Below are 20,989 nucleotides of genomic sequence, written 5' to 3' on the forward strand. Positions count from 1 at the left end.
AAAATATACTTTTTCATTTTGTAATTATTTATTGTTATTAATTGTATTATTTATTATTCGTGAATATCTTTTGCTTTTGGTGCAGGTTTTGCTCTTAGCGCTTTTACTTTAGCTGGAGTTACTACTGTTTTATTATTTCCCCAACTGTTGTACACGTAAGTTAACACATCTGCAACTTCATCATCAGTAAGGTTTTGACTTGTCATAACATTATTGAATTTTTTACCATTTACAGTAACTTCTCCACTTAATCCGTGTAATACTGCATTTACTGCTCGGTCAGTATTAGCATTTAAGAAATCGGACTTAGCTAAAGGAGGGAAAGCATTGGGTACACCTTGTCCTTCTGATTGGTGGCAAGCAAAACAAGTTCTTCCGTACAATTCTCTACCTGAAGCAATTTGCTGATCAACTGTTTTTACTACAACTGCTTTTGATGCACCGTTTTCTTTAGGCATATTTTGAATTGTTCCTCCTTCTGGAAGATAAATTCCTTCTTGGATGGTACCAGAATATACTTTTTTGTTCTCATCTCCTTCAACTTTCAACATTCCTAAAGCTCCTTTATTAAATGCTCTAAAAATAGAGTGATCTACAAGAATGAATGTTCCAGGAACATCTACTTTAAACTCAACTATTGCAGCACCACCAGCTGGAATTAAGGTAGTTTGAACATTTTTGTTGATTAAATCTCCACCTTCTACATGCACTCTGTCAAATATTTCTCCAATAGCATGAAAAGACGAAACTAAGTTAGGACCACCATTACCCATAAAGATACGAACTGTTTCTCCTTTTTTAGCTGTTAATGATTTATCACCAGTTAAAGCTCCAACTTTTCCATTAAACACAACATAATCAGGTTGTTCTTTGATGGCTTTATTCATATCAAATGGTTGATTTCCTGGTTCTCCATAAGCACCTTTGGTATAGAAATCACCTTGCATGATGTAGTATTCTTTATCAACTGGAGGCAAACCACCTTCTGGTTCTACTAAAATTAAACCGTACATTCCGTTGGCAATGTGCATTCCTACTGGAGCAGTTGCGCAATGGTACACATACAAACCAGGATTTAATGTTTTAAAACTAAAAACTTTTTCATGTCCTGGTGCAACAAGTGAAGAAGTAGCTCCTCCTCCTGGACCTGTAACTGCATGTAAATCGATGTTGTGAGGCATTTTATTATCAGGGTGGTTTTTTAGATGAAATTCTACTTCGTCACCCACACGAGTTCTAATAAAACTTCCAGGAACTGACCCTCCAAATGTCCAATAGGTATATTTTACACCATCAACCATTTCTCCTTCTTGTTCCTTAATTTCCATATTAACAATTAGTTTCATCGCAGCGCGATCACCAACTGGTTTAGGTACAAAGGGTGGAGCAGTAAGTTCTGCAGTTTTTTGTCCATCTACTTTTATGCTTTCATAATACTTAGCATCTTTCTCTTGATTTTTAGAGCAAGAGAAAAGCCCGAAAGCAAGAAAAAATGCTATAACAATTAGCTTGCTTTTTTCAGTTAATTTGAATTGAGTTTTCATAATAATTAGGTTTGTATTTATCTTGATTTATAGTGTAAAAGTAGAAGATGTTTTCGTCCTTTATTATGATATTTGTCATATTTTCATCCTTTTTTTACTTCTTAATTTGAAATAAAAACAACCGAAAGGACAATTAAAAATAATACAAAAATTAAACTCACTTTCCAGAATAAATTGGCTTTTTTTAATTCCATAAATTCAAAGGAAACCAACATAAATTTCAATGCTGATAATCCCATAATCAGACCAATAGCTAATGACTTTATAGAAACAAAATTTGATATTACAGCGGTACTAATTGTCAATAAAATTAATAATCCGTAGTTAAATAATAGTGTTTTTTTCATGATTAAAAAATTAAATAAAGAACTGGGAATAATAAAAGCCAAATCAAATCGCACATGTGCCAGAAAGCAGCACAAGCTTCAACGTCTACCACTTCTGTATCAGAGTTCTTTTTCATCATTCCGTTATTGGTCCAGATCAATATTACTAATCCCATAATTACATGAATGAGATGAAATCCTGTTAACAGCCAATAAAAGGCAAAAAAAGTATTGGTTTCTAGCGTAATTCCAGAATCAATTTTATGATAATATTCTACACTTTTAAGAATTAGAAATAGCAATCCACCAAGCATTGTTAACTTAAAATAAAAGGATGATTTTTTTACGTTTTTTGCTTTAAATTCAACTACTGCATTGGCCATAAAAAAACCACTTGTCAGCAAAAAAATAGTGTTAATAGCACCAAAAGTGCTGTTTAGTTGCAGGCGAGATTGATGAAAAATTTCTGGTTCTTCACTGCCGTACATTGTAAAAACGACAAGAGCCATCCCGAAAGTGATGAGCTCTAGAAATATTATAATCCACATCAAAATTCCTCCTGGTGGAAAATATAAATTTTTATAATTGATTTTAAGTGTTTCCATTTTTGTTATTGATTTATTCCCAGTCTAGTAATCGTTTTTTTCCCTCAATCTTTTTAATATCAGTAATATCTTGAGACATTTCAATCACCCCTTTGTAGTTTTTATCAGCGTCTCTTACTGCGAAATAGCGAATGTAAATCAGTCTTTCTTTAAAATTAATCCAAAAGGAAGATTCGCTTTTAGTTCCTTTTCTAAATTCATCCAAAATTTTTAATACAGTATCTACGCTTTTTGGTGGATGACAAAATTTTACTTCTCGACCTATAATTCCTGCACTTCTAGGGAAAACACGTTCTTCACCGCGGTTATAGAATATTACTTTGTCATTTTCATCTACATAAGTAAGATCTAAGGGTAGCGTTCTAAAAAGTAGATTGACTTGTTCTACTGTCATATATCCTTCATCATAATGAGAAGTGTTTTCAAGAGAAAAAGGCATTTCCCTTTGTGTAAAATCTTCGCTAGGATGAATGTATTTCTGACTAGGATAGGCGGCAGGATTTTTGGGTAGCATCCAACCAATTTCCTCTTCACCAGCACGCATTTCTATCCAATCTTTCTCCTCTAATAAATCAAGTGCATTAGGAAATAAAACGGTTTCTTCGACATTCAATAATCGGTAAATGCCATCTACTAAAAACGGAGTATTGGTATTAATTTTTTCTGGATTATTGGTTTTAAGGTAATATCGAATTAAACGGAACTGTTCTCTTAGATTATCATGAAAAGACCACATTCCTTGCGAAGGTCCGTTCCATCCTCTTTTTTCTAAAAATGGAAAGAGCTGATTTTCTTTTCGTGCAAATCGTTTTTCGATGGTATATAATTGATTGAATATATTAGTGTATTTCTGTAGTTCTTCTGCTGGATTCGTTGCAGTTAATTCTTCTAAAAGAGTATGAATAATGTCATTTTCTTGAAAATATACTCGAATGGGATGACCTTCAGGAAGGGTTTTAGTGGGGCAAGTATCGTTCATAATATAATTATTTTTGATGTTTAATTTTTTCGTACAACTTCACTAGAGATTGTAAAAGCTCTACGGGAGTTGTTAATATTTGGTAATGATTTTGCCCAAACATTTGAGGTAAATAATATTTGGCTTGGGCTTCTATTGCCAAAGCATAGGAATTAATATTTCTTTGATTTAATTCTCTTAGTGCTTGTTTGACATCATTGATGCCATATTTTCCTTCGTATTTATCGTAATCATTGGGTTTACCATCAGAAATTAAGATGACCCATTTATTTTTGGTATTTCTAGTGTCCAATCTAGCACCTGCATGTCGTAGTGCAGCACCTATTCTGGTATAACCACTTGGTTCTACCGCTCCAATTTTATTTTTAGCAACATTCCAGTTTTCATCAAAATCTTTAACGGTTAAGTAAGTAGAGAAGTTTCTGGTTTTCGAGTAAAAGCTATCAATTGAAAAATCGATATTAAATTCATTTAGAATTTCTCCAAAGAGAATAGAAACTTCTTTTTCTACATCGATCACACGATTCCCAGCAGCATATCCGTCACTAGATAAACTGATATCTAAAAGAATCAAAATAGACAAATCTTTGTCTTTTTTTCGGTTTGAAATATACACGTTTTCGGATGGAGTTCTTTTTGAATGTACATCAACATATAAATCTGTAATGGCATCAATATCAAATTCATCTCCTTGTAATTGACGTTTTTGCTGTTGCATGCGGTTGTTTACATTAGACAACATTTTGCGTAAACCTATTAATGTAGAAGCGTTTTTTGAAATCGTTTTTTTGTAATAATCATTGTCTGTTTTCTGCTGTGATTTAGGATACACTTTGCAGAAATTTTCTTTGTAAATGCGTTTGCTAAAATCCCATTCGCTGTACGTAAGGTGAAATCCTTTTGCATCAATTTCGGCACTTTCAGAGATAGAAGTATTCTCCACAAAATCCGATTGATATACAGAATGCGCTGTATCATCAACTCGTACAGTATATTTCATATTTAATTCTTCCAATGCTTCTTGATGGTCTTCTAATTCGTCAGAACCATCAAAATCACGCCAAGTTCCGTTGAATTCTTCAGCTGTTTCTGCTTTTTCAAAATTGTGAAGTAATACATAATCTTCTTGTTGCTTTTTATCAAGTTCAACGGTAATTACTTCCTCGACTGCTTTGGATTTTAAAGTTGTTAGTGGTTTATTATCATTTCCTTTTTTGGTCAGATCTGAGAAATTCTGAAGGATGTTATCTGATTTTGATTCGTTATCATTTTGCATCCATTTCCCATAAATCCAAGAAAAATCAGCAGCTGTCTTTTGAGTTGCTTTTGCTGAGAAATGTTGAATTAATTGGTTATGAAACTTTTTATCAATAGAGAATTCATCAAATAAAATGGCTAATATGACCTGTGAAGATTCTAACGCTTTTTTTTGTGAAAGTTCTAAAGTGGGCTCTTTTTCTTCTGAATTCCAATTCAAGTTCCAACGTTGTTGGATACTTAAATATAAAACACGGAATAAATAGAAAGTAAGGTTGTCTTCTTTTGTAGGCAATTCTGCAAAGGAAATGGGTAAGAAGAAATTATTATTTTTATAGCCTCCTTCGCGTTCTGCGGGAAAGATTTCAATTGGATTTCCTGTCAGCGCTCTAGCTAAAATTGTCAATCTTGGCTTGATCGCATGCAGCTTAACTGTTCTAGCAAGAATTTCGGGACTTATTTTTTTAGTTTTCTTTAAGTGTTTAAAGAATTTCCCAACTATATATTCGTCTATTTCGAATCCCATTTTTTAAGTATTCAGTGTTGCGTATTCCTTTTTGTAACACAGTGAACTTTTTTGCTAATAAGTCTCAAAGACACTATGTTTTTTACGAAGTATTTATTAAAAAAAAAGTAACCAATTCAGCATTCATATAACTACTAAAAACAGTTAATTTTCCTTAGATTTAGATCATTAGATCACATAAATCCTTCAATGCTTGAACCGTTTGTAAATCGTCTGATAAAGGTTCTACAATGGCAACATGAACCGATAAACGTTTAGGAAGACCACTGTGAATTATTTTTGCAGCATCTATTAAAAGTCTTGTAGAAACAGTTTCGGTAAGACCTAATTCAGTTAGATTTCTGATTTTATTTCCAATGGAAACTAATTTTTTAGCAATTTCAGGTTCAACTTGAGTTTCTTTGATCAAGATTTCGATTTCAATTTTCGATTCTGGATAATCAAAGGAAACTGCAATAAATCGCTGACGTGTAGAAGGTTTTAATTCTTTAAAACCGCGCTGATAACCAGGGTTAAAAGAGGCTACAAGCATAAAGTTTTCATGAGCCTTAACGGTTTCTCCTAATTTGTCTATAAATAATTCTCTTCTATGATCGGTTAATGAGTGAATAGCTACGATGACATCAGGTCGTGCTTCCGCAACCTCATCGAGATAAATGATAGCTCCTTCTTTTACAGCGGTTGTTAAGGGACCATCAATCCAAACGGTTTCTGCTCCTTTGATGATAAATCGCCCAATTAAATCAGTAGAAGAAGTTTCCTCATGACAGCTTATTGTGATTATCTTCTTTTTTAATTGATAAGCCATAAATTCAACAAAGCGTGATTTTCCTGTACCAGTAGGTCCTTTTAATAAAAAAGGAATTTTATTTTGGTATGCATGGTTAAAGACATCTATTTCTTTACCAACGGCGTGATAATAAGGTGTGTTTTCTAACATTTTGTTTTAGTTTTTAAAAAAAAACCAGAACACAATAACAATTGTTTTTTCGGAAATGCAATTCTAAAAAACGGGAGTTAAAGCATTCTGGAAATTTTTGTTCAGCAGACATTGTTTAAAATAATCTCAGGTATTTTTCCGGTAACTTATTTTTTTGATGTCTGTAATATTTTGAATTTAATAATAGCTTATTATAGATTTTGATTATCTGCTTCTAAAGCTTCATCTGTTGGTCTTCCGTATTTAACGAAATCATAGATGAATAAGCCAATTCCGGTAGTAAACATAGTGGCACATATAAGCAATACAACAAAGTGAATACTGATTTCATTTTGTACGTCCATGAAGTCCATTTTCATTTTACGTTCCATATATACTTGTGCAACACCTGCAACACCAAATGCGACTGTCATTCCTAACATTCCAACATTTGCTAACCAAAACGCAGCCATTCCTTGAGCGCTTTCATAGCGTTTACGACCTGTTAAATTAGGCAGCGCGTAACTTATAATTGCTAAAACAATCATTGCATAAGCTCCCCAAAAAGCATAATGACCGTGCATTGCAGTAACTAATGTTCCGTGTGTGTATAAGTTAGTTTGTGGTAAAGTATGAGCAAAACCTAATAAACCTGCACCTACAAAGGAAACGATAGCAGAACCAATAGTCCAGAATAATGCAATTTTGTTGGGATGACTTTTTTCACCTTTTCGGTACATGTTTACAGCAAATAATGCCATGGCTAAGAAAGCTAAAGGTTCTAATGCTGAGAAAATTCCACCAACAACCAACCATATTTTATTTACACCGATGTAGTAGTAGTGGTGACCAGTTCCTAGAACTCCAGAAAGGAAAGTAAGACCAACGATTACATACAACCATTTTTCAATAACTTCTCTGTCAACCCCAGTTAATTTGATTAATAAGAACGAAAGAATACCTCCCATAATTAATTCCCAAACCCCTTCAACCCACAAGTGAACTACCCACCAACGGAAGAATGAATCCATCACTTGGCTATCAAACCAGATCATTCCAGGAATGTAAAGTAAAGCTGCAAAAAACAAGCCCATCGTTAGGATCAATGCCGTCGTTGTCTGACGTTTTCCTTTAAACAAGGTTCCAAGAATTAAACCTAAGAAAAGTAAAACATTAACTACGACTAAGTAATCTAATTCTCTTGGAATCTCAAGAAATTTTCTTCCTTCCCAATGATTAAAGTGAAAGCCAACAATGGCTACTACACCTACAATAGCTAAGGATATTAATTGAACATAAGCCCATTTTACGCTGATTAATTCGGTTTGGGCTTCTTCAGGAATAATGTAGTAAGCAGCTCCCATAAATCCGGTTAATAACCAAACTACTAGTAAATTAGTGTGAACAGCTCTTGCTGTGTTAAAAGGAATGATTTCGTGTAAACCCTGTATTCCTATACGATCAAAACCCATAATGAATCCGTAGACAATCTGGAGCGAGAACAAAAGCATGCACAAGGCAAAAAACCAGTAAGCTACTTTTTGTGATTTATATTTCATTTTTAAGTATTTTTAAATTATTCTTCATCTTTTGCTAATGGCGATACGATTCTATCAAAACCATTCAAATCTATTTTACCAATCCATTCAAAGTAAGCTACCATTGCATTGGCATCTGCTTCACTCATTTTATAAGCGACCATTTTTCTTCCTTTTGGACCCCAAGGTACTGGCGACATTAAAACGGCTTTAACATAACCTTCGCCGCGACGTTCCAGGACTTTAGTCAATTCTGGTGCATAATAACCACCTTCACCCATAATACTATGGCAACCCATGCAGTTGTTGTGTTCCCAAATTTCTTTTCCTCTTACTACTTCTTTTGTTATCTTCTTGTAGTTGGTTTGATCGTTTCGGGGCATGAACGAATAAATAGTCAATCCTATAAAGATTAAAAAGGTGACTAATGTTCCTCCCAAAAAAAATGCTCTTGCTTGTGATTTTGAAAGCATAATTATCAGTTTTTGTTAGTTAATAAAAATTGTTTTTATATAAAGGACAAAAATGTCTTTTATTTATATAGTGCAAATTAATGTCATAAAATATTTTTTAAACATGATAAAAATCATTTTTTTTAATTTTATTGAATAAAATATTTATTTATAAAATAATAAAAAATACAATTCGTAATACATTGATAGCTATATTTTTATAAACTAAAATAGTTTATAATTTTAAACAGGATAAATTTGTCCTTTATTTAAAATAATACTAAATTTGTGTAAACATTTGAACATAAAAATATAAATATGGAAACTTTAGAAAAAATAACAATCGGAGAATATGTAGCAAAAGATTTTAGAACTGCAGCAGTTTTTTCAAAATACGGAATAGATTTTTGTTGTAAAGGAAACAGAACTATAGAAGAAGCTTGTGATAAAAAAAATATTGACACAGAGATAATACAAGAAGAGCTAGAATCAGTTTTAACCACTAAAAATGATAGCGGAATCGATTTTAAATCCTGGCCGTTAGATTTATTAGCAGATTATATAGAGAAAACACATCACCGTTACGTAGAGGATAAAACTCAAATTTTACTTCCCTTTCTAGACAAACTTTGTAAAGTACACGGAGTTGCTCATCCAGAATTATTCGAAATAAATGAGCTTTTCAAAGGATGTGCCGGCGAATTAGCGCAACACATGAAAAAAGAGGAATTGATGCTATTTCCTTTTATCAAAAAAATGGCCAAAGCTAGTCTGACAGACGAAACTATTGCAGCACCTCATTTTGGAACCGTCAAAAATCCAATTGCAATGATGATGGCAGAACATGAAGCAGAAGGAGATCGTTTTGTAAAAATTGCGGAACTAACTAATAATTATACACCACCAGCTGACGGATGCAGTACCTACAAAGTAACTTTTGCAATGCTGTCAGATTTCGAACAAGATTTACACAAACACATTCACTTAGAAAACAATATTTTATTCCCAGCAGCGGCACTTTTAGAACAAAAATTTGCAGCTCAAGAATAAATAATTAAGTCCGAAGAAACGAAACTAAAAATTAAATTCAGCTACTCGAATAAACTAATGTAGCGAGTCTTTGAAGTACTTCTAAGCCACATAGAAACATAGATAAATAATAATTAAGGTCTAATTAGCAATGATTTCCTTATAAGAGTGGAGATTTCTACTCAATATAAGAGCCTTTTTTATTTCTAAATTCTTATGATTCTATGTGGTTTTTTTTAACTGAAATAATAAAAAAACCTTTGCAAATTAGTGTCTTAGAGGAAAAATGAACTAAGAAATAACCAAAAAAAATAACCAATGCTATGGAAAAATATGTTATCAAACGAAATGGCGAATACAAGCCTTTTGAACCTTTTAAAATAAAAGACGCTATTGACAAAAGTTTTAATAGTGTTTCCGTAGCAGTTGATGAGACCATTTTTGAAGAGTTACTTTTGGAATTAGCCTCTAAGGAAACTTGGTCTGTAGAGGAAATTCAAGATTTAATCGAGAAAAAACTTTTTTCAAAGAAATATTTTGATGTCATGCGTTCCTTTATGTTGTTTCGGCACACCCGAAAATTACAACGCGAGCATGTAGCTGGTTTAAATGAAGACACAACTTATGTAGATAGTACTCAAACTATTGAGGAATATATCGAACAAACGGATTGGAGAATTAATGCCAATGCCAACACATCCTATTCTAATGCGGGTTTAGTCAATAATGTAGCGGGAAAAATTATTGCTAATTATTGGCTGGATAAAGTATATACTAAAGAAGAGGGATATGCACACCGAAATGGAGGTATTCACATTCATGATTTAGATTGTTTAACGGGTTATTGTGCCGGTTGGAGTTTGCGAGTTTTACTAAACGAAGGATTTAATGGGGTCCGCGGACGAGTAGAAAGCAAAGCACCTTCGCATTTTAGAGAAGCATTAGGTCAAATGGCCAATTTTCTTGGAATTTTGCAAAGCGAATGGGCAGGAGCGCAAGCTTTTAGTTCGTTTGATACCTATTTAGCGCCTTATGTTTTCAAGGATAATCTCGATTTTGATGAGGTTTTAAAAGCCGTTCGAAGCTTTGTTTACAACCTTAATGTTCCGGCACGTTGGGGACAATCTCCTTTCACAAATATCACTTTAGATTGGGTAGTGCCAGAAGATTTAAAAACACAGATACCAACCAAATATGATTTGCATTTTTTTGAAAAAAATACGAATGAAAATGTTTTGGCTAGAGCCAAAGAACGCGGTGTTACAAAACTAAACGATTTGCGCTATGAGCATTTTCAGAAAGAAATGAATCTTATAAATAAAGCATATTACACCGTAATGACGGAGGGCGATGCCAACGGACAACCTTTTACATTCCCAATTCCAACCGTAAATATTACCGAAGAATTTGATTGGGAAGGAGAAAATACCGATTTGCTTTTTGAAAATACCGCTAAAATAGGTTCTTCTTATTTTCAAAATTTTATTGGAAGTCAATACAACATAGACGAAAATGGCAATAAAGTCGAAAATCCAAATGCCTATAAACCCAATGCAGTACGCAGTATGTGTTGCCGTTTGCAATTGGATTTACGGGAATTATTAAAACGAGGAAACGGACTTTTTGGAAGTGCCGAAATGACGGGAAGCATTGGTGTAGTTACCATTAATATGGCTCGTTTGGGTTATTTATTCAAAGGAAACAAAGCGGAGTTATACCAACAATTAGACCGATTATTATATATATCTAAATCTACTTTAGAGAAAAAAAGAGTATTCATTCAGGAAATGTATGATCGTGGTTTGTATCCGTACACCAAACGTTATTTACAACATTTTAGAAATCACTTTTCGACCATTGGTGTCAACGGAATGAACGAAATGATATTAAATTTCACTCAGAATATGGATACAATTACTTCTAGTAGCGGAATTGAATTTGCTGCTGAAATTTTAGAGCATATCAGAAATAGAATGAAGGAATTTCAAGAAGAAACAGGAAATCTTTATAATCTAGAAGCCACACCAGCCGAAGGAACAACTTATCGCTTTGCCAAAGAAGATAAAAAACGTTTTCCAGATATTTATCAGGCAGGACAGGAAGAAAATATTTATTACACCAATAGTTCTCAGATTCCTGTAAATTATACCGAAGATCCATTTGAAGCTTTGTTTTTGCAAGACGAGTTACAATGCAAATATACCGGAGGAACGGTTTTGCACTTATATATGAGCGAGAGAATTAGCTCGCCAGAAGCTTGCAAGCAGTTTGTCAAGAAAGTAATATCCAGTTTTAAACTGCCTTATATTACGGTGACGCCAGTTTTTAGTGTCTGTCCAGTGCATGGGTATTTAACTGGTGAACATGAATATTGTCCATCCTGTGATGCAGTACTTATAGAAAAAGAGCTGTTAGATGTAAAAGTATCTGTTTAAAAAAGTATTGTCATCCGAGAGAGACTAAAATTTTAAATTAACCCAATAACTTTAAATAACAAATTATGAAAACAAGCACAAACCCAATTTTAGAAGAAAAGCAACAACTAAGAACAAAATGTCTAGTGTACACCCGCGTAATGGGCTATCACAGACCTGTAGAAAGTTTTAATATTGGAAAAAAAGGAGAACACAAACAACGAACTCATTTCAATGAAGGAAAATGTTAGTACTCCTATTTATAGCATAACTCCTTTTACGCTATTAGATTATGCGCATAAATCAGCCTGTATTCTTTGGTTTGCAGGTTGTAATATGCGTTGTCTTTATTGTTATAATCCTGAAATTGTATTAGGAAAAGGTACAATAACTCTCGAGAAAGCACTTGCTTTTCTGAGTTCTCGTAAAAACTTGTTAGATGCTGTAGTTTTTAGTGGAGGCGAATGCTTGTTGCATAAAAGTAGTATAGAGCTTATCGCTGAAGTTAAAAAAATGGGCTTTCTGGTAAAAATAGATACTAATGGATCAAAACCAGCTGTTTTACAAGAATTGCTAAAAAACCAATTGGTCGATTATGTTGCACTTGATTTTAAAGCAATGCCAGCACATTTTGAAAAGATAACACAATCTGATTTGTTTAATCCTTTTGAAAATTCATTGCGTTTATTGATTGCAAGCGGACTAACTTTTGAAGTTCGAACGACAGTGCATTCTGATTTGATCAACGAAAATCAAATCAAACAAATGGTTACCTATCTTGAAAAACAAAATTATAAAGGCAATTATTATATTCAACATTTTATGAATGGTGCGAATACATTACAGGAGTTAGGATATTCTAATAAAGAAATTGAAAAGGTAAATCTTTCAACTGCAAATATTAAAGTGCAGTTTAGAGGGAAATAAGATGAAAATGTCTTTTTGAAAGCGTATCTTTGAAATTGTAATAAAATTTATGTGAGCCATCATTTACTGATAATTATCGACCCAAACTTACAAATGATCACAACAGGTTACTGAACATGGTTTTTCACATACGATCAGCTGCCAGAATTAGTATAAAAGTACTTTGATTTTGGTTTTTTTTATTCGTTATGGGCGATTTAAATTTTTATAATATGATTTCAAATAGACCTTTAAAAAGAGCTATAGAATTACAACCATTAAGTCATGATCATCACCATGGTTTGCAATTATGCTGGAAAATACGAACAGGTTTTTCTAAAAAAATTGAATTAGAACGCATCAAGAATTATGCAGACTGGTTTTTTAGTACCCACTTAGAACCTCATTTTATATTAGAAGAAAAGTATATTTTCACCGTACTTGATTCTTCAAATGAATTAGTAAAACAAGCCTTAACAGATCACAGACGTCTAAAAAGGTTATTTAGTCAAACAAGCGATTTAGAGAAAGCATTAGGTCGTATTGAGGAAGAACTTGAAAAACACATTCGCTTTGAGGAACGCATTTTATTTCCAGAAATTCAAAATGAAGCCACTTCAGAACAACTCACTAAAATTAGCGAAATTCATACTCATGAAGCTTTTCAAGAAAAAGAAGATGATGTTTTTTGGATATAAGCAACAACAATAAAACGTATCCATAGTATTATTTGTGGTAAATAATACTTTTTTATACCAATTTTGTAATAAGATAACTATGTTTTCTAAAACCTGTGAATATGGCATTAGAGCTACTATTTTTATAGCTTCTCAATCCTATCAAAATAATAGAGTAGGATTAAAAGATATTGCCAAGAAAATCGATTCACCAGAGGCTTTTACGGCAAAAATTTTGCAAATATTATCTCGTAGTGCAATTATCCGATCCATAAAAGGAGTGGGAGGCGGTTTTGAAATTTCAAGAGAAACGATGAGCGAAATTACACTTGCTCAAATTGTAACGGCATTAGACGGAGATCGAGTTTTTACTGGCTGTGGTTTAGGTTTAAATTATTGTTCGGAAGATCATCCATGTCCCGTTCATGAAAAGTTTAAATCTATTAGAAATGAATTGGCTTTTATGTTGCAAAACACCAATCTTGAAGAGCTAGCTTTAGGAATTAAATCTGGTGATACCTTTTTGCGTTATTAGAGATCTAAATTGTATTTTTTTCATTAGATAGTACAGATTATTTAGTTTTTAAGTTATTCTATTTTATTAAACAAATAGTTGATGGAAAAGATCTGTCAACTTATAAACAGACATTTATTTTATTATTAATTGTATTTTTCAACTTATTGAATTGTAATTGATTGTATTTTTTTTAAAACTATTATTCATTTAGTATTCAAATTTTTTTTTCCGTTTTTTAAATTTAAAACCTAACATTTATCATGTTTTCTGATCGTAATAGAAAGTAAATTTGATAAAATTTATAATTATGTATTTCTGGAAAAAAAATACACTTAATGAAAGAAGCGTACGAATTCAACGCGCATTAAGTGAGAATGTCAACTTTTCTCATGATACTTCTTTAGGGTATCCAGCATCTAAATTAGACGGAAAAGTCTTTAATGAAGAAGCCTCTTTTTTAAAAGATGCACCCATTTTACAAACTTACGTAGCCAATCCAAATCATATAGGTTGTCATACTTATGGTGATTCAGAAAAAGCATTCAAAGGAACACAAGAAATCGAAAGAGAAGTGCTAAATGTTCTTGCTGTCGATGTTTTTAAGGCAGAAATAAACTCCTTTGATGGCTATATTGCAACAGGAGGAACCGAAGCTAATATTCAGGCTATCTGGATGTATCGCAATTATTTTGTCAATAATTTTGATGCAAAACCAGAAGAAATTGTTATCATTGCTTCAGAAGACACTCATTATTCTATTCCTAAAGCGGCTAATTTATTGATGTTAGAATGGCTGAAAATTCCTGTTAGTTTTAACAAGCGCTTGATTGATGTTTGTGTTTTAGAAAAAAAGATCGTTGCTGCTCAAACTCAAGGGAAAAAATACTTTATTGTAGTCTCAAATATGGGAACTACGATGTTTGGTGCTGTAGAAAATCCAGATGATTATACACAAGTCTTAGAAAAATATAAGCTCCATTATAAACTTCATATTGATGCTGCTTACGGCGGTTTTGTTTACCCATTTAGTAATAAGGAAAGCACGATCAATTTTGAAAATCCTAAAATCAGTTCGATTACTATTGACGCACATAAAATGCTTCAAGCTCCGTACGGAACGGGTGTTTTTATTTGTAGAAAAGGATTAATAGAAAATGTACTTACTAAGGAAGCTGAATATGTTGAAGGAATGGATTTGACAATTTGCGGCAGCCGATCTGGAGCAAATGCAGTAGCCGTTTGGATGATATTATTTACCTATGGTCCTTTTGGTTGGTGTGAAAAAATTAGGGTTTTACAAATGCGAACCGAATGGCTTTGTGAGCAATTAGAGGCTTTGAACGTACATTATTTTAGAGAACCTTTTATGAATATTGTAACTATTGAAGCACAGAATATTACTGCTGACTTGGTTCGAAAATTCGATTTAGTTCCGCAAAAACATGATGGAAATAATCAATGGTATAAAATTGTTATTATGGATCATGTAGAAGTAGATCATTTATTCACTTTTATAACTGCGCTAAAAACAACACTTCAAAAAAATATTGAAGCAGTTAATTTATAAAAATATAAACATCTAGTAGAAAAATGAATACGCTCCAAGAAAAAATATTGGCCTTAAAGAAAGAAAAAAATGCAGTTATTTTGGCTCATTACTATCAAGAAGCTGCTATTCAGGACGTTGCTGATTATGTGGGTGATAGTTTAGGTTTGTCTCAAGAAGCAATGAAAGTCGATGCCGATATTATCTTATTTGCAGGCGTACATTTTATGGCCGAAACTGCCAAAATATTAAATCCAACTAAAAAAGTAATTCTTCCTGATTTAAAAGCGGGTTGCTCCTTAGCAGAATCTTGTCCGCCGGATTTATTTGAGAAATTTGTAAATCAACATCCAGATCATATCGTGATTACGTACGTGAATTGTTCTGCTGAGGTAAAAGCCTTAAGTGATATTGTTTGTACGTCATCAAATGCAGTGAAAATTGTAGAATCAATTCCAAAAGACACACCTATTATTTTTGCACCAGATAAAAACTTAGGAAAATATATCATTAGTAAAACCGGACGTGACATGTTACTTTGGGACGGTTCTTGCGTAGTTCATGAAGCATTTTCTCTAGATAAATTGATTGAAGTGCATAAATTGCATCACGAAGCAACCATTATTGCTCATCCAGAATCAGAAACGCATATTCTAGAAACAGCGAGTTATATTGGTTCAACAGCGGGAATGATTGATTATGTGAAAACAAATCCTAACACTAAATTTATTGTAGCGACCGAAGCAGGAATTCTGCATAAAATGCAACAAGAAGTACCGCATAAAATTTTAATTCCAGCTCCTGCCAAAGAGGATAATACCTGTGCTTGCAGTGAATGTGGTTATATGAAAATGAATACCCTTCAAAAAGTATATGATTGCTTGCTCAATGAAACTCCCGAAATTGAGGTGCCAGAAAACATCAGAAAAAGAGCGTTGCTTCCCATCGAACGTATGCTTGAATTGTCTAAATAATGATAGTTACAAATTACCTAATTATCGGTTCTGGCGTGGCTGGATTGACATTTGCCATCAAGATTGCAGATCGATTTCCAGATAAAAAAGTGACGATTATAACCAAGTCAACTGTTGATGAATCCAATACTAAATACGCGCAAGGCGGAATTGCAATTGTTACTGACGAAGTACATGATTCCTACCAAAAGCATATTGAAGATACCTTAATCTGTGGGGATGGTTTGTGCGATGTTGATGTGGTTGAAATGGTGGTAACTGAAGGTCCAAAACGGTTAAAAGAACTCATGGATTGGGGAGCTAAATTTGATAAAAATAGCAAAGGGAATTTTGATTTAGGTAAAGAAGGCGGACATTCAGAAAATAGAGTGGTGCATCATAAAGACCAAACAGGTTACGAAATTGAACGCGCTATTTTAGAACAAGTACATCAAAAAGAGAATATAACTGTTCTAGATCATCATTTTGCCTTAGACGTAATTACAGAAAATAAATGCTGTATTGGTGCAGTTACTTTGAATCAGAAAACCAATCAAATTATTACCTTTCAATCCGATTATACCTTACTTGCTACTGGCGGAATAGGACATCTGTATGGTCATACGACCAATCCTATTATTGCAACTGCTGATGGAATTGCAATGGCTTACAGAGCAAATGCAGCAATAAGAGACGTGGAATTTATTCAGTTTCATCCTACTGCATTATATGAAAATACGATCGGTTCTAAGTTTTTAATTTCCGAAGCTGTTCGCGGATTTGGTGCTTATTTACGTACCAAAAACGGAAATCGATTTATGCAAGATTATGACGAAAGAGGTGAATTAGCATCACGTGATATCGTTTCTCAAAGCATCGATTTAGAACTTAAAAAATCAGCTGAGGAATGTGTTTATCTAGATTGTACACACCTAGATTTACAAGCTTTTGTTAAACATTTTCCGATGATTTATGAGAGATGCAAAAATAACGGAATCGATATTGAAAAAGATTGGATTCCAGTAATCCCAGCGCAACACTACTTGTGCGGTGGAATTGTTGTAGATAAAAACGGAAAAACAGATGTGAAAAACTTATTTGCTTGCGGCGAATGTTCCCGAACAGGATTGCATGGAGCGAACCGATTGGCATCAAACTCTTTATTGGAAGCGTTAGTGTATTCAGATAAAATATACCATTATTTAGCTCAAAATTCTTCAGAAAATAAAATAGCAAATAATGTAAAATCGGAATTCAAAATAGAATTAAAACCTAGTGTAAATTCAGAATACCTAACTAATTTAAAAAGTGAATTACAGCTTTTGATGCGACAAAGTGCAGGAATTGTCCGTTTTGATGCTGATCTTTTTAAAGCACAAGAAAAATTGATAAAATGGCAAGAAGAATTAAAAATTAAAGTTGAAAACAACCAAATTAGTACAGAACTTTTTGAGCTCTACAATATGACTACGGTTGCGAATTTAATCGTACAGCAATCCATCGAAAGAAAAGAAAATCGAGGTGGTTTTGTAAAATATGATTACAGCTATAATAACTAAAATAGTTAATCTTCCTATTTTAGGATTAAAAAATCACACAATTTCCCATAATTAATCTGCGGAAAATTGTGCAATTTGGCATAAGAAAGAGTTGCTGTAAACCATTTGAATTTCTTTAAGTTCATAAAGTTATTAATACGAGAAAGTGACATTCAAAAAGAAGTTTCTTCCTTTTCTAGGAATAGAATTCCAATCGGAGAACGTAGAATAATAAGTATCTAATATATTTTCGATTCCCGCTTTTACATTCAATTTGCTTCCATCAACTACAAATAAATAACTAGTTGCTATATTTAAAACAGCATAATCTGGTGTACGGTCTTCACCATAAAAAGGACTGTATTGTGTTTGTGTAGCATTTCCTTGTACCATAATTTCTGAGGAAAACTGATTCCTTTTATAATTTAAAGTAGCGGAATAACGCAACGGACTGATGAAGGGTAAATTTTTATCTTCAAAGTCTTTTCCGTAATTGTACACCAATTGCCCTTTTGCTTTAAAACGATCGTTTATTTGGTATTCCAAATTCAAATCAGTGTTGAAAATAGTTGCATACTCTAAAGCCGTGTAAATTTTTACACCACTGCCGCCAATAGTCATAGGAATAAGTGTTGCATCTGGTTTTCCAATAATATAATTTGAAATATGAAAGTAAGAAGAGGTTAGTTTTGCTGAGAATTTTTTGTTGGCATAACCCAAAGAAGTATTTCCTTCTATTGAACTTTCATTTTTTAGCCCTGGATTTCCAATGTAATCATAGCGGTCAAAACTGTTAAATAAATAGAAACTATATCCTTCTGAAACCGATGGAGCACGTTCGCCATAAGCCAATCCAAAACCATATCCAAAACCATTTTTGGTGTATGAATAATTAGAGGAAATACTTTTCAAAATTCGGCTTTTGCTATCCTTCATTGTAGGATAAAAAATCTGTAAACTTTCTAAACCCAATTGATCTGCCACTTTATTGAAATGGTTTGCTAAGCTTCCGGAGAATTTTAAACTCGAATTAGTATTCAAAACGATGTTGTCTTCTAAAAATAAACTTCCGTAAAAAGTTCGTACATCAGGCCAAGTAAACATGAACATCAAGTTTTCGTTTGGATCTGTAGGATACATCGTCATTTCGGCAATAGAGCGATTATAAAACGAATTTAAATCGGCTGTAAAATGATGCTTATCCAGGACTCCTTTTGCTTTCGAATAAAATCCATACGTATCACTCCAACCTGGCATATCCATGTGAATAGGCACTGCGGGACGTTTGGTATCATCCATTCTATGGGTAATGGTATTGTAATATAATTTAGTTTCCCATTTATCTATTCTAGCTGATTTTGGAGCATACTCAAATTTCAGTGAGGTGATTAAAGCTTCCGCCAAAGAAACATCCATAGGAAGTGCTGGGTAACCTACATCAGTAGCTTTATCATAGATAATCGATCCTTCGATGAGTTTGTTTTTATTGAAAAGAAAACCAGAAGTGGTCGAAATATTGAATTTTCGATATTGCGAAAACAATACTTCTTGATTGTTACCAGCTTTATAATTGTCAGCATCACGATACATAAAATCGGTATCTATATAAAAGGATTTATTGACATAATTAATGGCTGTTCCCAAGATTTTCTGATTGTTATTGGTTTCATAACCTGTGTTTACACTTGCTTTCCAACCCAAGTCGGCAAAATTACTTCGGTTTCTTTTTAAATCGATCGCGCCACCAATTGTAGCGCCATGACAAGCGCCTTGTTGTCCTGATTTTATAGTTGCCTCTGCTAAATTAGAAACTTCGATGTAAGAAGTAATTGGATCCATTTTATCCGTGCAAGCACCAAAAATGCGCATCCCATCAATTGTGATTAAAGTTCGTTCGGTCGCCATGTTATTGATCATTGGTTCCCAAGCATAACTACCTCTTTTGATCATTTCGATTTTGCCAGATTGTTGTAAATATTCGTCTATTGTGGCTAATGGTTTGGCTTGTTTTTGACTTAATTCTGCCTTTTTACCAATTACAATAACTTCATTTAAATCCTTTGGAGTAATAGTATCTTTTGTTTGTTCTTGGGCGTAAATCGAAACTGTGGCTAAACATTGTAAAACCATCAGAAGTATTATCTTTTTCATATTGAAAAGGTTAATAAAAAGACCAAAAGTTGATTTTTGGTCTTTTTGATTTAAGAAAAAATTCTTACCACGATTTGTAATTGTATTGTTTTTATTTTGCCATAACGACACTAAGGCACAAATAATAGTTTGTAACTTTAATTAAATTAAAATCAAAAAATGGTGGCAAATTTGTCTAAGTAAAATAAATTTGAATCGTGCTTTTTAAACGGATGAGGTTTTTTAGAATTCGACTTCAAAGTAAATGCTACTTGCAGGAACTAAATCTGTAATTGCTTCCCCTTTCAAAACTTCGTTATTAGCATTCAAAAGTTGCAGATTAATTTTCCAGTAGCCCGTCATGGTCAATGATAATTTTCCATGATATAACTTGTCTGCAATTGATTGTGTCAAATCAATATTATTAGGCGATCCGTGATTTGACATACTTGGCATTCTTGGGTCAATTTTTACTTTAAAACCATCAACTACAGGAAATAACAACATAGTTTCCATTTTAAAAACACCAACAGTCATGTCGTTTGTAGCTACTTTTGGGGTTACAGGATCAATTAGTGCTACAATGTATTTGGTACCATCTGTTCCTGTAAAAGTAGTAACTCTTTGCTTCGCGGAAGCAGGAACGCTAATTTGTTTGTTTGCTGTAAATGCAACACCATTTATAGTATAATTTACGGTTAATGACCAATGTTCCATAGTGTTTTCGGCCATCTGAAAAACAATATAGCCATTATATAAAGTTTCTTTTCCAACTGTTTTTGCAACGGCAGAATAAGGACAAGCATGAGATTTAGTTGTCATTTGCATTAATGGAGCCCAAATAATGGTTGCATTTTTTTCGTATGCATTAGTTATTTTATTTTTAATTCGAAGAGAAATGGCGTTGTATCCTTGTTGTAAACTTCCTGTAGCGGAATATAATTCTACAATATGAGTGTCGTTTGTAATTTCTTGAATCTTTGTTATCCCTTGCAATTCATTGGCTACAAAAGGGGTTTCATTATCATTTGTACAGGAAGAAAAAGTGATTGCGGTAATCAAAAGAAGGGCTATATTTTTTAATTGAAATTTCATTTTATTTTTATTTAAGTTTATAAGGAATCAGTTTGAAA

General features: G+C 33.1%; 19 protein-coding genes. 9 read left to right on the forward strand and 10 right to left on the reverse strand.

Going from position 1 to position 20,989, the window contains the following annotated elements; genetic code table 11:
* Window positions 1-53 precede the first annotated feature (53 nt).
* From nirK to H2650_RS07740, 8 genes are all read right to left on the reverse strand, one after another.
* On the reverse strand, window positions 54-1,544 hold the full coding sequence (nirK, locus tag H2650_RS07705; RefSeq protein ID WP_188050209.1) for a copper-containing nitrite reductase: 1,491 nt from the start codon (window positions 1,542-1,544) through the stop codon (window positions 54-56).
* 101 nt (window positions 1,545-1,645) lie between these two features.
* Entirely contained in the window at window positions 1,646-1,891 is a 246-nt protein-coding gene (locus H2650_RS07710) for a cytochrome C oxidase subunit IV family protein (protein WP_188050210.1), read from the reverse strand.
* A gap of 2 nt (window positions 1,892-1,893) precedes the next feature.
* Window positions 1,894-2,475 carry a cytochrome c oxidase subunit 3 gene (locus H2650_RS07715; protein WP_188050211.1) on the reverse strand — a complete coding sequence of 194 codons (582 nt, stop codon included), beginning with the start codon at window positions 2,473-2,475 and terminating at the stop codon, window positions 1,894-1,896.
* A 13-nt stretch (window positions 2,476-2,488) separates the two neighbouring features.
* Window positions 2,489-3,454 carry a DUF438 domain-containing protein gene (locus H2650_RS07720; protein ID WP_188050212.1) on the reverse strand — a complete coding sequence of 322 codons (966 nt, stop codon included), beginning with the start codon at window positions 3,452-3,454 and terminating at the stop codon, window positions 2,489-2,491.
* Window positions 3,455-3,461: 7 nt separating this feature from the next.
* Entirely contained in the window at window positions 3,462-5,237 is a 1,776-nt protein-coding gene (locus H2650_RS07725; protein WP_188050213.1) for a nitric oxide reductase activation protein NorD, read from the reverse strand.
* A gap of 160 nt (window positions 5,238-5,397) precedes the next feature.
* The gene (locus H2650_RS07730) at window positions 5,398-6,177 is read right to left on the reverse strand and encodes a CbbQ/NirQ/NorQ/GpvN family protein (RefSeq protein ID WP_188050214.1); all 780 of its coding nucleotides are present in this window, start codon (window positions 6,175-6,177) and stop codon (window positions 5,398-5,400) included.
* 191 nt (window positions 6,178-6,368) lie between these two features.
* Window positions 6,369-7,715 (reverse strand): cbb3-type cytochrome c oxidase subunit I, encoded by a 1,347-nt coding sequence (locus tag H2650_RS07735; protein ID WP_188050215.1) that lies wholly within the window; start codon window positions 7,713-7,715, stop codon window positions 6,369-6,371.
* Between the two features lie 17 nt (window positions 7,716-7,732).
* Window positions 7,733-8,167 carry a cytochrome c gene (locus H2650_RS07740; RefSeq protein WP_188050216.1) on the reverse strand — a complete coding sequence of 145 codons (435 nt, stop codon included), beginning with the start codon at window positions 8,165-8,167 and terminating at the stop codon, window positions 7,733-7,735.
* Between the two features lie 297 nt (window positions 8,168-8,464).
* On the opposite strand from H2650_RS07740, the gene ric reads away from it, so the two are divergent.
* The 9 genes from ric to nadB all read left to right on the forward strand — a co-directional run bounded on the left by ric (window position 8,465) and on the right by nadB (window position 17,747).
* Complete coding sequence (gene ric / locus H2650_RS07745) at window positions 8,465-9,196, forward strand: iron-sulfur cluster repair di-iron protein (protein WP_188050217.1); 732 nt, start codon at window positions 8,465-8,467, stop codon at window positions 9,194-9,196.
* Between the two features lie 302 nt (window positions 9,197-9,498).
* Window positions 9,499-11,610 carry a ribonucleoside triphosphate reductase gene (locus tag H2650_RS07750; protein ID WP_188050218.1) on the forward strand — a complete coding sequence of 704 codons (2,112 nt, stop codon included), beginning with the start codon at window positions 9,499-9,501 and terminating at the stop codon, window positions 11,608-11,610.
* 65 nt (window positions 11,611-11,675) lie between these two features.
* Entirely contained in the window at window positions 11,676-11,840 is a 165-nt protein-coding gene (gene nrdD / locus H2650_RS07755) for an anaerobic ribonucleoside-triphosphate reductase (protein WP_188050219.1), read from the forward strand.
* Window positions 11,824-12,516 (forward strand): anaerobic ribonucleoside-triphosphate reductase activating protein, encoded by a 693-nt coding sequence (locus H2650_RS07760; RefSeq protein ID WP_188050220.1) that lies wholly within the window; start codon window positions 11,824-11,826, stop codon window positions 12,514-12,516. Before nrdD ends, H2650_RS07760 begins: the two co-directional genes overlap by 17 nt.
* A 212-nt stretch (window positions 12,517-12,728) precedes the next feature.
* Window positions 12,729-13,193, forward strand: coding sequence for a hemerythrin domain-containing protein (locus H2650_RS07765; RefSeq protein ID WP_188050221.1), 465 nt, complete (start codon window positions 12,729-12,731; stop codon window positions 13,191-13,193).
* A gap of 79 nt (window positions 13,194-13,272) precedes the next feature.
* Window positions 13,273-13,707: an Rrf2 family transcriptional regulator gene (locus tag H2650_RS07770; protein ID WP_188050222.1), complete on the forward strand. Its 435-nt coding sequence runs from the start codon at window positions 13,273-13,275 to the stop codon at window positions 13,705-13,707.
* Between the two features lie 289 nt (window positions 13,708-13,996).
* A complete protein-coding gene (locus H2650_RS07775) occupies window positions 13,997-15,256 on the forward strand; it encodes an aminotransferase class I/II-fold pyridoxal phosphate-dependent enzyme (protein WP_188050223.1) in 1,260 nt (419 codons plus the stop codon).
* A gap of 23 nt (window positions 15,257-15,279) precedes the next feature.
* Window positions 15,280-16,209, forward strand: coding sequence for a quinolinate synthase NadA (gene nadA / locus H2650_RS07780; RefSeq protein WP_188050224.1), 930 nt, complete (start codon window positions 15,280-15,282; stop codon window positions 16,207-16,209).
* Window positions 16,209-17,747, forward strand: a complete 1,539-nt coding sequence (gene nadB, locus H2650_RS07785; RefSeq protein ID WP_188050225.1) for an L-aspartate oxidase — start codon at window positions 16,209-16,211, stop codon at window positions 17,745-17,747. Before nadA ends, nadB begins: the two co-directional genes overlap by 1 nt.
* 132 nt (window positions 17,748-17,879) lie before the next feature.
* Here nadB and H2650_RS07790 read toward each other — a convergent pair whose 3' ends face one another.
* Together H2650_RS07790 and H2650_RS07795 are read right to left on the reverse strand one after the other, a co-directional pair.
* Window positions 17,880-19,877, reverse strand: coding sequence for a TonB-dependent receptor (locus H2650_RS07790; RefSeq protein ID WP_188050226.1), 1,998 nt, complete (start codon window positions 19,875-19,877; stop codon window positions 17,880-17,882).
* Window positions 19,878-20,099: 222 nt separating this feature from the next.
* Window positions 20,100-20,951, reverse strand: a complete 852-nt coding sequence (locus H2650_RS07795) for a hypothetical protein (protein WP_188050227.1) — start codon at window positions 20,949-20,951, stop codon at window positions 20,100-20,102.
* Window positions 20,952-20,989 lie beyond the last annotated feature (38 nt).

The sequence above is a fragment of the Flavobacterium sp. GP15 genome, assembly GCF_014281985.1.
Taxonomy (GTDB): domain Bacteria; phylum Bacteroidota; class Bacteroidia; order Flavobacteriales; family Flavobacteriaceae; genus Flavobacterium; species Flavobacterium pygoscelis.

Coding starts and splice junctions, on each gene's coding strand:
- H2650_RS07760 (WP_188050220.1), top strand. CDS start 11,824: ATGAAGGAAAATGTTAGTACTCCTATTTATAGCATAACTCCTTTTACG.
- H2650_RS07730 (WP_188050214.1), bottom strand. CDS start 6,177: ATGTTAGAAAACACACCTTATTATCACGCCGTTGGTAAAGAAATAGAT.
- H2650_RS07710 (WP_188050210.1), bottom strand. CDS start 1,891: ATGAAAAAAACACTATTATTTAACTACGGATTATTAATTTTATTGACA.
- nadA (WP_188050224.1), top strand. CDS start 15,280: ATGAATACGCTCCAAGAAAAAATATTGGCCTTAAAGAAAGAAAAAAAT.
- H2650_RS07720 (WP_188050212.1), bottom strand. CDS start 3,454: ATGAACGATACTTGCCCCACTAAAACCCTTCCTGAAGGTCATCCCATT.
- H2650_RS07775 (WP_188050223.1), top strand. CDS start 13,997: ATGTATTTCTGGAAAAAAAATACACTTAATGAAAGAAGCGTACGAATT.
- H2650_RS07725 (WP_188050213.1), bottom strand. CDS start 5,237: ATGGGATTCGAAATAGACGAATATATAGTTGGGAAATTCTTTAAACAC.
- H2650_RS07795 (WP_188050227.1), bottom strand. CDS start 20,951: ATGAAATTTCAATTAAAAAATATAGCCCTTCTTTTGATTACCGCAATC.
- H2650_RS07715 (WP_188050211.1), bottom strand. CDS start 2,475: ATGGAAACACTTAAAATCAATTATAAAAATTTATATTTTCCACCAGGA.
- nrdD (WP_188050219.1), top strand. CDS start 11,676: ATGAAAACAAGCACAAACCCAATTTTAGAAGAAAAGCAACAACTAAGA.
- nirK (WP_188050209.1), bottom strand. CDS start 1,544: ATGAAAACTCAATTCAAATTAACTGAAAAAAGCAAGCTAATTGTTATA.
- H2650_RS07740 (WP_188050216.1), bottom strand. CDS start 8,167: ATGCTTTCAAAATCACAAGCAAGAGCATTTTTTTTGGGAGGAACATTA.
- H2650_RS07765 (WP_188050221.1), top strand. CDS start 12,729: ATGATTTCAAATAGACCTTTAAAAAGAGCTATAGAATTACAACCATTA.
- ric (WP_188050217.1), top strand. CDS start 8,465: ATGGAAACTTTAGAAAAAATAACAATCGGAGAATATGTAGCAAAAGAT.
- H2650_RS07770 (WP_188050222.1), top strand. CDS start 13,273: ATGTTTTCTAAAACCTGTGAATATGGCATTAGAGCTACTATTTTTATA.
- H2650_RS07750 (WP_188050218.1), top strand. CDS start 9,499: ATGGAAAAATATGTTATCAAACGAAATGGCGAATACAAGCCTTTTGAA.
- nadB (WP_188050225.1), top strand. CDS start 16,209: ATGATAGTTACAAATTACCTAATTATCGGTTCTGGCGTGGCTGGATTG.
- H2650_RS07735 (WP_188050215.1), bottom strand. CDS start 7,715: ATGAAATATAAATCACAAAAAGTAGCTTACTGGTTTTTTGCCTTGTGC.
- H2650_RS07790 (WP_188050226.1), bottom strand. CDS start 19,877: ATGAAAAAGATAATACTTCTGATGGTTTTACAATGTTTAGCCACAGTT.